This window comes from Acinetobacter sp. VT 511 (genome assembly GCF_001077515.1).
Classification (GTDB): domain Bacteria; phylum Pseudomonadota; class Gammaproteobacteria; order Pseudomonadales; family Moraxellaceae; genus Acinetobacter; species Acinetobacter schindleri.
In genome coordinates, this window is record NZ_LFRE01000028.1 from 41836 (window position 1) to 56144 (window position 14309).

The 14309-nt window shown below is 40.2% G+C and carries 12 protein-coding genes; 9 read left to right on the plus strand and 3 right to left on the minus strand.

Features of this window, described 5'->3' with window-relative positions:
- The first annotated feature begins 3 nt into the window (after positions 1 to 3).
- Together arsH and ACS72_RS01130 are read left to right on the plus strand one after the other, a co-directional pair.
- Positions 4 to 708 (plus strand): arsenical resistance protein ArsH, encoded by a 705-nt coding sequence (gene arsH, locus ACS72_RS01125; protein ID WP_004644739.1) that lies wholly within the window; start codon positions 4 to 6, stop codon positions 706 to 708.
- A 167-nt stretch (positions 709 to 875) separates the two neighbouring features.
- Positions 876 to 1964, plus strand: a complete 1089-nt coding sequence (locus ACS72_RS01130; RefSeq protein ID WP_026444402.1) for an ArsO family NAD(P)H-dependent flavin-containing monooxygenase — start codon at positions 876 to 878, stop codon at positions 1962 to 1964.
- A gap of 327 nt (positions 1965 to 2291) precedes the next feature.
- On the opposite strand, the gene ACS72_RS01135 is transcribed toward ACS72_RS01130, so the two are convergent.
- Genes ACS72_RS01135 through ACS72_RS01145 form a run of 3 tightly spaced genes read right to left on the minus strand, consistent with a single transcriptional unit; the run spans position 2292 to position 5663 of the window.
- Complete coding sequence (locus ACS72_RS01135) at positions 2292 to 4121, minus strand: ferrous iron transporter B (protein WP_034171691.1); 1830 nt, start codon at positions 4119 to 4121, stop codon at positions 2292 to 2294.
- Positions 4111 to 4371 (minus strand): FeoA family protein, encoded by a 261-nt coding sequence (locus ACS72_RS01140; RefSeq protein ID WP_004665962.1) that lies wholly within the window; start codon positions 4369 to 4371, stop codon positions 4111 to 4113. The genes ACS72_RS01135 and ACS72_RS01140 overlap by 11 nt, the downstream gene beginning before the upstream one ends.
- Before the next feature lie 11 nt (positions 4372 to 4382).
- Entirely contained in the window at positions 4383 to 5663 is a 1281-nt protein-coding gene (locus tag ACS72_RS01145; RefSeq protein WP_048880964.1) for a cation diffusion facilitator family transporter, read from the minus strand.
- 90 nt (positions 5664 to 5753) lie between these two features.
- On the opposite strand from ACS72_RS01145, the gene cadR reads away from it, so the two are divergent.
- From cadR to ACS72_RS01180, 7 genes are all read left to right on the plus strand, one after another.
- A complete protein-coding gene (gene cadR / locus ACS72_RS01150) occupies positions 5754 to 6146 on the plus strand; it encodes a Cd(II)/Pb(II)-responsive transcriptional regulator (protein ID WP_004281856.1) in 393 nt (130 codons plus the stop codon).
- A 142-nt stretch (positions 6147 to 6288) separates the two neighbouring features.
- A complete protein-coding gene (locus tag ACS72_RS01155; protein WP_004733191.1) occupies positions 6289 to 6699 on the plus strand; it encodes a hypothetical protein in 411 nt (136 codons plus the stop codon).
- A 49-nt stretch (positions 6700 to 6748) separates the two neighbouring features.
- The gene (locus ACS72_RS01160; RefSeq protein WP_004281854.1) at positions 6749 to 8116 is read left to right on the plus strand and encodes a TolC family protein; all 1368 of its coding nucleotides are present in this window, start codon (positions 6749 to 6751) and stop codon (positions 8114 to 8116) included.
- Between the two features lies 1 nt (position 8117).
- Positions 8118 to 9353, plus strand: a complete 1236-nt coding sequence (locus ACS72_RS01165; protein ID WP_048880965.1) for an efflux RND transporter periplasmic adaptor subunit — start codon at positions 8118 to 8120, stop codon at positions 9351 to 9353.
- Positions 9343 to 12501, plus strand: a complete 3159-nt coding sequence (locus ACS72_RS01170) for an efflux RND transporter permease subunit (protein ID WP_048880966.1) — start codon at positions 9343 to 9345, stop codon at positions 12499 to 12501. The genes ACS72_RS01165 and ACS72_RS01170 overlap by 11 nt, the downstream gene beginning before the upstream one ends.
- Before the next feature lie 86 nt (positions 12502 to 12587).
- Positions 12588 to 13487, plus strand: a complete 900-nt coding sequence (locus ACS72_RS01175; RefSeq protein WP_048880967.1) for a cation diffusion facilitator family transporter — start codon at positions 12588 to 12590, stop codon at positions 13485 to 13487.
- Between the two features lie 157 nt (positions 13488 to 13644).
- A partial coding sequence (locus ACS72_RS01180; protein WP_048880968.1) for an IS6-like element IS1006 family transposase occupies positions 13645 to 14309 on the plus strand: 665 nt, incomplete at its 3' end.

Here is a 14309-nt window from a genome sequence, read left to right on the forward strand (position 1 = left end):
TCTATGAATCTCCCAAATGTAGATCTAAATCTTCTTGAGCAACCCACCTTTGAAAAAGTTCAAGCCAAAGAACTTGCTCATCCTCCGCGAATTTTGCTGCTGTATGGCTCTAATCGAGAACGTTCTTACAGTCGCCTTGCAGTTCTTGAAGCCGGTCGAATCCTTGAGCATTTTGGGGCGGAAATAAAAATCTTTCATCCTAAAGGGCTTCCTTTACCAGAAGATGCGGATACTGAGCATCCAAAAGTAAAAGAACTGCATGAGCTTTTAGCATGGTCAGAAGGCATGGTCTGGTGTTCACCTGAACGCCATGGTTCTATGAGTTCAATCTTTAAATCTCAAATCGACTGGATTCCACTGGCAGGAGGGGCAATCCGTGCTACCCAAGGTAAAACTCTTGCCTTGATGCAAGTCAGTGGCGGATCACAGTCATTTAACAGCCTGAACCAGATGCGTATTTTGGGGCGGTGGATGCGGATGATCACCATTCCAAATCAGTCTTCAGTTCCAAAAGCTTTTTTGGAGTTTGAAGAAGATGGACGAATGAAACCTTCGGCTTTCTATGACCGGATTGTGGATGTGATGGAAGAGTTATTTAAGTTCACCCTACTGACTCGTGGACAAAGCAAATACCTGACAGATCGTTATTCTGAACGCAAGGAATCGGCTGAAGAGTTGTCCAAGCGTGTAAATCAGCGCAGTTTATAAATGCTGGATGGTATTAAATACTGCGCCTCATTGCCAGGTCAGTAACACTTTTATGCTGTACCGATGAAGTGCTGTTAAAGGTACAATGAATATTGTAAAAACCCAGTCTTCATGATTGGGTTTTTACATTAAAGAAGTCAGAGATAAATAAGGAAAAGGTGAAGGCTTTGAACCAGAAACAGACTGAAACTGATGTGATCATTATCGGTGGTGGGCAGGCCGCTTTATCTACCGCTTATTTTTTAAAGCGCAAGAAAATCCCATTCATTATATTGGATGAGCAAAATCAAGCGGGGGGTGCCTGGCTGCATACCTGGGAGTCATTGCGTCTTTTTTCTCCTAATACCTGGAGTTCTCTATCCGGTTGGATGATGCCCATCACTGAACAGACCTATCCAACACGAAATGAGGTGATCCAGTATTTATCGGCTTATGAACAGAGATATCAATTTTCGATTGTTCGTCCAGTACATGTCGATCGTGTGGAATCGAAGGGAAAGTATTTAGACGTATATGCTGGAGAAAAGTTTTGGCGAGCCAAGGTGGTGGTCAGTGCAACAGGGACATGGCGCCAGCCGTTTATTCCTGATTATCCGGGACAGGAAAACTTTCAAGGCACGCAGTTACATTCAGCCCATTACCTGAATGCAGATTCATTTAAAGATAAGAAAGTCATCGTGGTGGGTGGGGGGAATTCGGGCGCGCAAATACTCGCTGAGGTTTCACAAGTTGCTGAAACCATTTGGGTCACAAAAACTCCGCCTCAATTTTTACCTGATGATGTCGATGGTCGAGTACTGTTTTTAAGAGCAACTGAGCGTTTAAAAGTACAACAAGAAGGAAGAAAAGTTGACCAGCCAATAGGTGGCCTAGGTGATATTGTGATGATCGATAGTGTCAAAGAGGCAAGGAATAGAGGAGTCTTACATAGCCGTCCACCTTTTCAATCTTTAGCTACAGATGCAGTTATTTGGCCAGATGGAAAAAAAGAGAAAATTGATGTGATTATTTGGTGTACTGGATTTAAGGCTTCATTAAATCATCTAAAAAGTATAGATATAGTAGAGCGAGATAACTTTGTAGAAGTTCAAAATGGAAGGTCTATTAAGTTACCTAACTTGTGGTTAGTTGGATATGGAGATTGGACAGGTATGGCATCTGCAACATTAATTGGCGTTTCTAGAACAGCGAGAGCTACAGTAGATGAGATCTTCACTTATCTACAAGAAATTAATACTAAAAAATTTTCAGAATAATTATCCATATCGAGTATAAGAATTTTAGAATCGGTTTTGTGTCTAGGCTACTGGGAGCATTCCAATATTTTGATTATTATTTCACTAAAAGTGTCTACAAGATCATGCTCTTCATTAAGCCATAATTTTTGATATTTAAACCTAATTTCATGAATTGCACTAAAAAGAGGGAACTCTTTCATAATTTATAATTAAATTAGAAGTTTTCTTAGGAAGCTGTTTAATATTATTGATATCTATACAGTTTTTCTTGTAAAAGCGCTTCATTTATAGTGAGTATTTCAATAAAATAAGGGAGCTAGCTCCCTTATTTTATTCATTTGCTAATTAAAGATTACTCGCAACTTGATATGTGATGAATGAAAAGATGTAGGCTAATGCAAACAAATAAGTTGCCATAATGATGGGCTGTTTCCAGCTGCCAGTTTCTCGTCTAATTGTTGCTAACGTAGCAAGACAATGGGGAGCAAAAATAAACCATACCAATAATGATAAACCTGTGGCTAACCCCCATCCATCCGGGCCTGAAATTTGACTTAACAGACTTTGAGTTACTGTATCTTCATCACCTGACATCGCATAAATCACCCCAAGAGCAGCAATTACAACTTCCCTTGCTGCCATAGCAGGAATGAGTGCAATACATATTTCCCATGTAAACCCAATAGGCGCAAATATAGGATGAATTAAATGCCCTAACTGACCAGCTAAACTATAGTTAATGGCCGGCATGGTTGCATTATCTGGTGGTTGAGGGAACGTGACTAGCACCCATAACAAGATAGACAGCGCAACGATAATGCCACCAACTCGTTTTAAGAAAATAGTTGCCCTATCATATAAGCCTAATGCAATATTTCTAATATCTGGAATTCGGTATGTGGGAAGTTCAAAAATAAAAATACTTTCAGTTTTATCTTTTCGAACCAACTTCAGAAAGACTGAAACTAATAACGCTGAGACTATTCCCGACATATAAAGACCAAAAAGGACTAATCCTTGCAGACTTAACCAGCCGTAGATTAATTGGTTGGGAATAAATGCCGCGATCAATAAAGCATATACTGGCAATCTTGCTGAACAGGTCATCAAGGGTGCAATCATAATTGTTGCTAATCGGTCCCGTTCAGAGCTGATACTTCTGGTTGCCATAATTCCGGGAATGGCACAAGCAAAACTGGATAGCAGAGGAATAAATGAACGGCCGCTAAGCCCGGCTTTAGACATTAATTTATCTAAAAGAAATGCTGCCCGGGGTAAATAGCCTGACTCTTCAAGCATTAAAATGAAGAAGAATAAAATCAAAATCTGAGGCATATATGCAAGCACGCTACCTGCACCAGCAATTACCCCATCCACAACCAAGCTTTTTAATAGAGGATGTTGGATTAGTGGTCCAATAAAATCACTGAGCCATGCGACAAAATTTTCAATGAATTCAATAAAAGGCGTTGCCCATATAAATACCGCCTGGAACATCACAAACATGGTTAAAGTTAAGATTACTAAACCCAATACAGGATGTAGAAAAATTTTATCTAGAAATGCGGTTCTTTTATCACCACTGTCATTATTTAAAATAACTTGTTTGGTGATTTGTTTGACCTGTTCAAAATGACTTAATTCAGAATGATAAGGAGTAATAAAAAGATTTTTTTGATCTAATTGATTAATTAAATCTTGAATTCCTTTTGTTTTAACTGCGACAGCTTCAACTACAGGGATACCTAACAGTTGAGACAGTTTATCCTTATCAATGGAAATACCACGCTTTTTGACCTCATCCATCATATTTAATACAAGAATCATAGGGCGATTTAGAGCACGAACTTCGAGAACCAAGCTCAAATGTAAGCTTAAATTTGTGGCATCTACAACGCATATAAAAATATCGGGTAGAACTTCACCTTTTAGCTCGCCCAAACAAACTGCCCTGGTGACTTCTTCATCTAAACTACTAGGTTTTAAACTGTAAGTTCCGGGTAAGTCCAATACTCGTACTGCATCACCAGAAGGTAATTTAAAAGAACCTTCTTTTCTTTCTACGGTAACTCCAGCATAGTTGGCAACTTTTTGTCGCGTACCAGTAAGCGTATTAAATAAAGAGGTTTTTCCACAATTTGGATTACCGACTAATGCAATGTTCTTAATCTTCATTGGATACTAACTCTACAAAAATTCTTTCAGCTTCATTCTTTCTTAATGCGAATCTTGAAGTTTCAATTTGAACTAAAACAGGATCTCCGCCAAAAACACCTTTAGCGAGTACTTGTAGAGTTTCACCCTCTCTAAAACCTAATAGTTGGAGCCGTTCCAATACGGGATCAGTGGTATGACTGTATTGATTACCTTTTTTGAGATCTCTAATTTTGACGATCTGATTTTGTTTAACTTGAAATAGATTCATTTTCGATACTCTTACTTCAAAGCCAAAATCTTTCGAGCACCATTAAGCACGAATAAAGAAACCAGGATGCCAATGATTAAGTCTGGGTAAGCTGATCCCGTCCACGCCACGAGTACACCGGCAAATATAACGCCCATATTTACGACAACGTCATTCGCCGAGAAAATCCAACTGGCTTTCATATGTGCGCCATCTTCTCGATGACCAGAAATAAGATATAAGCATGTCACGTTAGCTATAAGTGCGAGCAGGCCAATAACAATCATGAGCGTTGATTCTGGCTCGCTTCCAAACATGAATCGTCTAATGACATCAATAATCACGATGACAGCAAGTAATAACTGAATCCAACCTGCGAAATGGGCTGCTTTCACTTGATATTTCGCAGCTTTTCCGACGGCATATAGCGCAATACCATAAACGGCTGCATCGGCAAACATATCTAGAGAATCAGCAATCAATCCTGTAGACGCAGCAATAATTCCGCTGATGAATTCTATAAAGAAAAGTAGAGCATTAATGCCTAATAACAGTTTAAGTACTTTAGCTTGTCTCACAGGATCAGGTTCATTAGGTATATCGCCTGAAGAAAGCTGTGTTTCATCAAGTTTCGCCCCAAAACCCAGTCCTTCAAGTTTGGCCGTAATTTGCTGACTCCCTTCATTATGGAAGACTTTCAGTTTTCGATTGGGAAGATCAAAAGTAAGACCTTTAACTGCTTCAATATCTGCAAGAGCCATACGGACCATTTGCTCTTCAGCAGAGCAATCCATTTTAGGAATGGTATAGGTACTTGTTTGCTTAGCCTGTTGATTGCTTATATAAGTTTCAGTCTTCACAAGCTTTGCCCCAAAACCCAGTCCTTCAAGTTTGGTGGTTATATTTTCATCTTTTTGATTATGTAGAACCTTTAAAGAACGGTTAGGTAAATCAAAGATGAGTTTTTGAACACCATCAATTGAAGATAGCGCCATACGAACCATCTGTTCTTCCGCAGAACAATCCATTTTGGGAACTAAGTATTCACTCATGTAGTGCGAATCTTTTAAAACGTTTTCAGTGCTTAAATTTTCTTTGGGATCAGAACCACAACAGGATTGAGCGGTATCTTCACAACTGTTTGAAGTGTTACAGCAAGGAGATGAAGATTTTTCTTCTTCCTCTTCACCACAACAGCTAGGCGTATTATCACAATTCTTTGAATTGCTTGCTTCTGCAATTGATGGATGATTTTCTTGTTGAGATTTCTTATCTTCGCATGGTGTTTCTTTACTACATCCACAACCACTCATAGTTATACCCATTAAAAAAATTTATAAACTTTGAATATTAGAATCCCTATAGTTACTATAGAGTCAAGATTTTTTGGAAATACCAACTCAATGCATTTAAAAATTGGTGAACTCTCTAAAAAAACCTCATGTTCAGTATTAACAATTAGGTTTTATGAAAAGGAAGGTTTAATTCCGGAACCCGAAAGAACAGAAGGAAATTACCGCCTTTACGATATAGGCTATGTTGAGCGAATTAAGTTTATTTTGAATTGCCGAACTTTAAATATGAGTTTGAATGAAATTCGTCAATTACTCACCTATAAAGATAATCCCAAGAAAAATTGTTCAGATGTGAATGAATTAATTGACTTACATGTCAGTGCTATCAGAGAAAATATAATCAAGCAACAAAAGCTTATTGAACAATTATCTGATTTAAGAGGTACTTGTGATGGCTTATGTACAATTGACCAATGTGGAGTTTTAAAAAATCTAGCTTGATTATCTAGACCTATGCTTTTTTCAAAAACTCTGTATATCTTTACTTAAGGCTGCAAAAAGATTAAGGTGACTTAAATTTTGTGATCAGATCTTAGATAGCTTTGGTTAGCTTCCGATTGGTGTTTTAAATACAGATTTGTGTATGAAGAGAAAAACATTTCTAATCCAGATATTGGTACTCTTATTCACATTCCAGAATATTTGGAGTGTGGCAGAGGCTGCTTGTCTGCATGAAATGCCAAACATACCCAATTCAATACTCTCTAATCCAATCGATTTAGACGAAAAGAGTGATAGTCCTCGTCAAGCACTTTATTCCCTAGAAAACTATAAAGAAATCTATGACTATTGTCAGAAGGTTTGTTTTAACGAAAAGTGCAGTCATTTCTCAAATACAATCGTGATTCAGATTGACCCACCCGATGATCTGAAGCTTAAAGCTAATTTTGAGACCGGCATTACCCCAACTTATTTGGGAATAACTTTTTATAAACCCCCTTATCTGGATCAATTAACCCCGCCTCCCGATTTGCCCCTACTATTGGTGGGGTAGTCTTATAAAAGCCCACCACTCCTAATTTCATTATGCGTGGGGCATTTTCATGTCAAAAAACAAATTACATCAGGATACCTCCATCCTGAATTTATCCTGGTCAGCCTTAGGTAGCGGTATCTTGCTATCTGCAATGATCAGCTTCAGTACTTCCGTAGTCGCCAGTACTCAAGATTTAACGCTGCAGCAAGCTATTGAGCAGGTTAACCAATATCAAGCGTCCCAAAATTTCTGGGAAACGCAAAACAGCATTAATGCCACGAATCTTCAGCAAAGTAAGCTGTTTAAAAATCCTGAACTGTCAGTTGAACAAACGGGATTTGGTTCAAATAATGAAAAAGAGCTTACCATTGGCATATCACAACCCTTGGATATTTTTGGTGAGCGAAGAGCAAACCAAAAATTAGCCAGTCTCTCTACAGATAAAACAGCGCTGAAACAGAAGATTTATCAAGCACAAATTGAGCTTGCAGTGAAATATGTATGGTCACAACTGGCCATTGCTGAACTTGAAAAAAACATTGTCAATGAACAACTTCGGGTGAGCCAAGAAAACCTTCAAGCAATCGAAAAGCGCTTTAATGCAGGCAGTATTGCCCAAGTAGATGTAAATCGCGCACGTTTAAGCCATGCTGAAAATATCCGTCTTTTTAGACAGGCAGACTTACAAGTCCAAGTGGCCACCCAACAATTATCAAATTTATGGGGTACGTCTGATAAGTCATTGCAGGTAAACCTCTCTTCACAAAAGCTCTGGCCAAAATCGACTCATGAACAGGTTCAAGAATATTTAGCGGAAAACTACGTTGAGAAATATCGAGCTTTACTGGTATTAGAGTCTCAAGCAACGGTTGATCAACTAAGGGCAAAGGCACGTCCTAACCCCACTTTAAACCTAGGTGTCAACCGCACCCAATCCTTGGAAAACTCCACACAAAATCAATTAGTAGTCGGAGTCAGTGTACCGCTTAATATTTTCGATCGTCAGCAAAATGGCATAAAAATCGCGCAAGAAAAAATGAACTTATTAGAGCGTCAGAAAGAGTTTTATCTGAAGCAAAATGCGCTGCAAATAGGCACAATTTTAACCGAGTTGCAGGGTTTAGAGCTGCAATTCAAAGTCGTTGACGAGACTCAAATTCCTTTGGCGACTCAAGTTCAAAGTAAGACGCTACAAGGTTTCTTGGCAGGCAAGTTTGCTTTAACCGATGTTCAGCAAGCCACGCTTCAATTACAAGACATCCGTCTGCGTAAAGTCCAGTTGTTACGGGATGGCTGGCAAAAGGCCATTGAAGCAGAAAGTTTGAGCTTAGGCATTAGCCCAAGTGAAGTCATGTCGAAAGATGCTATTGCACAAATCAATCAAAACTTATGGCAAGACATACAGGCCATGCCTGTCATTGGTGGGGGAAATTAACATGTTCGATCTTAAAAACAGCTTAAAAAAACAGAGCGGAAAAATCTCTCAACCTCTACTGATTGGTTTGGTTATCGGCGCTACCGTACTCCTCAGTATTTTTTTGATCTTAACTGGTAAGAATAAATCGGAAACATCAGATGAACATGCAGAGGAAGAAAGCGGAGAAGAACATGGCGGTGAAACCGAAGAGCATGCAGAAGGTGTGAGCCTGACTGCCAAGCAACTGGTGGAACAGGGCATACAATTATCAGCGGTCGATCAAGGCCCGGTGGTTAAATTAAGTTCTTATCCTGCCAAACTGAATGTGAATACTGACCAGCAAGCGCACGTCTCACCGAGTTTTAGTGGTCATGTAGAAAATGTCTATGTAGAACTCGGTCAAAAAGTTCAGAAAGGACAGCCTTTGGCTGCGTTGCTTGTTCCTGATCTAGTTGATCAGCAGGCCAATCTTAAAATTGAACAAACCAACCTTGAACTGGCGAAACAAGACTATGATCGTGAGCGTCAGCTTTGGTCACAGGGCATTTCAGCAAAACAGGACTATCAACGTGCTTATAACAGCTATAAACGGGCACAAATTCAGGTTCAAGCGGCCCAATCACGTTTAAGTGCATTTGGTGCAGTGAATGCCAGTAACGGACGCTATATTTTGAAAGCTCCCATTTCTGGCGTGATCAGTAAAAAGGATTTGGTTCTCGGGGAAAATGTTCAGTTAGCCGATCAACTCTTTACGATAGACAGGTTAGATCAACTCTGGCTTGAGTTTATTGTTCCAAATTCTGAAATTATGGGCTTAGCCCCGAATCAAAAGATCGAATTTAAATCCTTGCAAACAGAAAAGGTTTATCAAGCTGTTATTCAGACTTTAAATACTGAAGCGGATATTCAAACAGGTCGTCTTCAGGTGCGAGCAAAAGTTGAATCGAATGCAACCGAATTACGTCCAAACTTGATGGTGAACGTACAGTTGCAACAACGGAGTGAAAGTACCGCATTACGGGTACTTAAGTCCGCAGTTCAGAATGTCGATGGAAAAGATGTGGTTTTTGTCGCCACTCAGCATGGACAAAAAGTTGAATTCAGTCCGCAACCTGTGAAATTAGGGCAATCATCTGGGGAGAGCCAATGGATTGAAGTGGTGAGTGGGCTTAGTCAGGGACAAAAATATGCCGCTCAAGGCAGTTTTTTACTGAAATCCGAGCTGGAAAAAGGAGAGGCTTCACATGAGCACTGAAACTCCTCAAATTCCAGACCACGAATCGGTAAAACCTGAAGGGCTGTTTGATCGGCTGATCCAGTTTTCTATCCATAACGCCATTTGGATTATGCTGTTTATTGCAGCCTGGATTGCTATTGGTATTTATAGTTATCAAAAGTTACCGATTGATGCTGTACCGGATATTACCAATACTCAGGTGCAGATTAACACTTCAGCCAATGGCTTTACGGCTTTGGAAATGGAACAGCGGATTACCTATCCCATTGAGAATGCCATGTCAGGCATGCCGAAAATGGAACAAACCCGTTCGATTTCACGCTATGGTTTATCGCAAGTGACCATCATTTTTGAAGATGGCACGGATATTTACTGGGCCAGACAGCTTATCAACCAGCGCTTGCAAGAAGCAATGGGAGAAATGCCTGAAGATGTGCAACCTAACATGTCGCCTATTTCGACAGGTTTAGGTGAAATCTATCAATGGGTGATTAAAGCCGAACCAAATGCTAAAAAGCCGGATGGAACCCCTTATTCGGCGATGGATTTACGTGAAATTCAGGATTGGATTGTAAGACCGCAATTACAGCGCGTAAAAGGCGTTGCTGAGATCAACAGTATCGGTGGCTTTAATAAAACCTATGTGGTTGCCCCTGATCTGAACCGATTGCAACAATTGCAAATTCCTTTGTCTGATTTACAAACTGCCTTAACAGAGAATAATGAAAACCGTGGTGCTGGCTATATTGAGAAAAATGGACAACAGCTAACGGTTCGTGTTCCCGGCACTTTAAACACGATTGAAGATATCCAGAACATCAGTATTGCCAATAAAAACGGCTATCCGATTCGGGTGGCAGATGTCGCCAATGTCTCAATTGGTCATGACTTAAGAACAGGGGCTGCAACCTATAATGGTGAAGAAACTGTATTGGGTATTGCCATGATGATGATGGGAGAAAATAGCCGTACCGTTGCTCAAGCCATTGATGAAAAGGTGCAATCGATCCAGCAATCGCTACCTAAAGGTGTGGTGATTGAGACTGTGTATGACCGTACGCATTTGGTTGATCGGGCGATCAAAACCGTTCAGAAAAATTTGATTGAGGGTGCAATCCTCGTCATTGTTATTTTATTTCTCTTTCTAGGTAATTTCCGTGCTGCGCTGATCACGGCTTGCGTTATTCCACTGTCAATGCTGTTTACCTTGACGGGAATGGCAGAGCAGAAGATTAGTGCAAATCTGATGAGTTTAGGGGCACTGGACTTCGGTATTATTATTGATGGTGCAGTGGTTATTGTAGAAAACTGTATCCGTCGGCTAGCAGAAGCTCAGAAGCTGAAAGGTGGTTTACTTAGCCGTTCTGAAAGATTTAAAGAAGTCTTCTTGGCTGCAAAACAGGCGCGTCGTCCTCTCATCTTTGGACAGTTAATTATTTTGGTGGTTTATCTACCTATCTTTACCCTGACGGGTGTAGAAGCCAAACTTTTCCATCCTATGGCAATGACTGTTGTACTGGCTTTAATTGGGGCCATGATTTTATCTGTCACTTTTGTGCCAGCCGCAGTTGCCCTATTTGTCACTGGAGAAGTCAAGGAAACCGAAAGTCGCTGGATGCATTGGCTTAAAACCAAATATGAACTGCTTTTAGATAAAGCCTATGAGCTTCGTTTATTTGTGACTATTGTGGCTGCCTGTATTTTAGTGCTTACGGGCGTGCTAGCCACTCAAACAGGTAGCGAGTTTGCACCTCAACTGGGTGAAGGTGATTTTGCTGTTCAGCAAATGCGTTCCCCAAGTACAGGGTTAGAACAGTCACTGAGAATGCAGGAAAATACTGAAAAGTTACTGTTGAAAGAATTTCCTGAAATTAAAGCGATCTTTGCCCGTACCGGTACAGCAGAAGTGGCCACAGATGTTATGCCACCCAACATTTCAGATGGCGTGGTACTGTTAAAACCTCATGATGAATGGCCTGATCCAAAACAAACGATTGATGAGCTTCGCCAAAGAATGATTACTTTCTTAGCGACATTGCCGGGAAATAACAGTGAGTTCTCGCAACCCATTGAACTGCGCTTTAACGAGTTAATTTCAGGGGTGCGAAGTGATGTGGGTGTCAAATTATTTGGTGATGACATGGAGATTCTAAATCGCGAAGCGAATAAAATTTCTCAAAAAATTAACTCAATTTCAGGCGCGACAGCCGTTAATGTAGAACAGACCAGTGGCTTACCCTTGTTGAATGTAGAGGTGGATAAGTCCAGAGCTGCACAATATGGCTTGTCGGTAAGAGCAATTCAGGATCTGGTAGCTACAAGTGTCGGTGGTCAAAATGTTGGAACCATTCTACAGGGAGACAAGCGTTTTGATTTTGTCATCCGTCTAGATGAATCCCAGCGTAGTCCCGAGCAGTTAGCGCTACTTCCTGTTCAATTGCCAAATGGTGGTTTAGTCCAACTGCAAGATGTTGCACGCGTTGAAAATATCCTGGGTATTAATCAGGTCAGCCGTGAAAATGGTAAACGTCGGGTGGTTATTACTGCAAATGTAGAAGGACGCGATTTAGGCTCATTCGTAACAGAACTTCAGAGCACGTTATCCAAACAGGAATTACCAAGCGGTTATTGGATAGATTATGGCGGTCAATTTCAAAATCTGATGTCTGCAAAAGCGCGTATGCAATTGGTGGTTCCGCTCGCATTGTTGACGATCTTTATTTTATTGATGGCTGTATTCCATAATATCAAAGAAAGCTTACTGGTCTTTAGTGGTGTCCCGTTTGCCTTATGTGGAGGCTTAATCGCGTTGTGGTTGCGTGACATTCCATTATCCATGTCAGCAGGGGTTGGCTTCATTGCACTATCGGGGGTGGCTGTACTGAATGGCTTAGTCATGCTCACCTTTATCAAAGAGTTGCGACAGCAATATGACCTTTATTATGCAACGTGGCAGGGTGCAATTTTGCGTCTTAGACCTGTGCTGATGACCGCTTGTGTTGCTTCGCTTGGGTTTGTTCCGATGGCTTTGGCAACCGGGACTGGGGCAGAAGTACAGAGACCTTTAGCGACTGTAGTCATTGGAGGAATTATCTCCTCTACCCTGCTTACATTGGTTTTACTGCCTGTACTGTACCGGTGGATGAATGAAAAGAAAGTTTCTTAATCCAATAGATTAGTCGATTTACAGCAGAGATATTGGCTGTTATCCAATATCTCTGCTCATCATAAATAGAATAAGGAAAATATTTTATGTCAGAACATCATGATCATAGCCATGCGGTTGTTACTGAAGAAAATAGTAAGAAGTTAATGGTTGCCTTAGGTTTAACGACTACTTTTTTAATAGTAGAAGTTGTCGCTGCTTTTATTACCCAAAGTTTGGCTTTGTTATCTGATGCAGCTCATATGTTTACTGATGTAGCCGCTTTAGCTATTGCTCTTGCCGCTATCAAAATTGGTAAAAAAGCCGCAGATGATAAAAGAACTTTTGGCTATCAGCGATTTGAAATTTTAGCGGCTCTGTTTAATGCGGTGATGCTTTTTGTGGTAGCAATATATATTGTATATGAAGCTTATCAACGTTTTACGAACCCTGCTGAAATTCAAAGTGTTGAAATGATGATTGTCGCGGTCATTGGTTTGGTCGTAAATTTGATTTCAATGAAAATCCTTTCTGCTAGTGCTGAAGGAAGTCTAAATATAAAAGGTGCATATTTAGAAGTTCTTAGTGATGCTCTAGGATCGATAGGCGTGATTATCGGAGGAATAGTTATTTATTTTACCCAGTGGATGTGGGTTGATACCGTAATCGCTGTGTTAATTGGCTTCTGGGTCTTACCTCGAACTTGGATTTTATTAAAACAAAGTATTAATATTCTGCTTGAAGGAGTTCCTGATGAGATTGATATTGAGTCGTTAAGAAATGATTTATTGAAGCTAGAGGGCGTTGAAGGGATTCATCAGTTGAAAGTCTGGGCTATATCCTCAAAAAATATTCATTTAACTGCTCATTTGGTTGCTCCGAATAGCAATACAGATCAACTCTATCAAAAGGCCTTAGACGTTCTAAAACATAATCATAATATTACTGAAATTACGTTACAAATAGAAAGTAAGGAATGTAATACATTGGAACAGCATAAACATTAAAGTGCTGCTCTTTCTACATAATGGACAGATGACTAGGCTGATAAACCTTACCATTTTCCTGTATTACACTTCTATTTATCACACGCACTTTAAACGGCACTGTTGCAAATAACCACGAATGGTAAGCTGAAGACTGTTTTAGCTAAAGGTGCAGCATATGAATCCTTTCCATGGTCGGCATTTTCAGGGCGAAATCATTCTTTGGGCTGTGCGCTGGTATTGTAAATATGGCATTAGCTATCGTGAACTGCAGGAAATGCTGGCCGAACGGGGTGTGAATGTTGATCACACGACTATTTACCGTTGGGTTCAACGTTATGCTCCTGAAATAGAAAAACGTTTACGCTGGTATTGGCGTAATCCTACAGATCTGAGCTCGTGGCATATTGATGAAACCTATGTAAAAGTGAATGGACGATGGTCTTATCTGTATCGTGCAGTCGATCAACGTGGCGATACCATTGATTTTTATCTTTCTTCTAGACGTAATACCAAATCAGCATATTGTTTTCTTGGAAAAATTTTAAATAATGTGAAGAAGTGGCAAATTCCACAAGTGATCAACACGGATAAAGCACCCACATATGGACGTGCTTTATCACGGTTAAAACGGGAAGGTAAATGTCCACCAGACCTTGAGCACAGGCAGATTAAGTATAAAAATAACGTGATTGAATGTGATCATGGCAAGCTAAAGCGGATCATCAGGGCCACATTAGGATTCAAATCTATGAAGACGGCTTATGCCACAATTAAAGGTATTGAAGTCATGCGTGCACTACGTAAAGGACAAGCATCGTCATTTTATTATGGTCAGCCTCA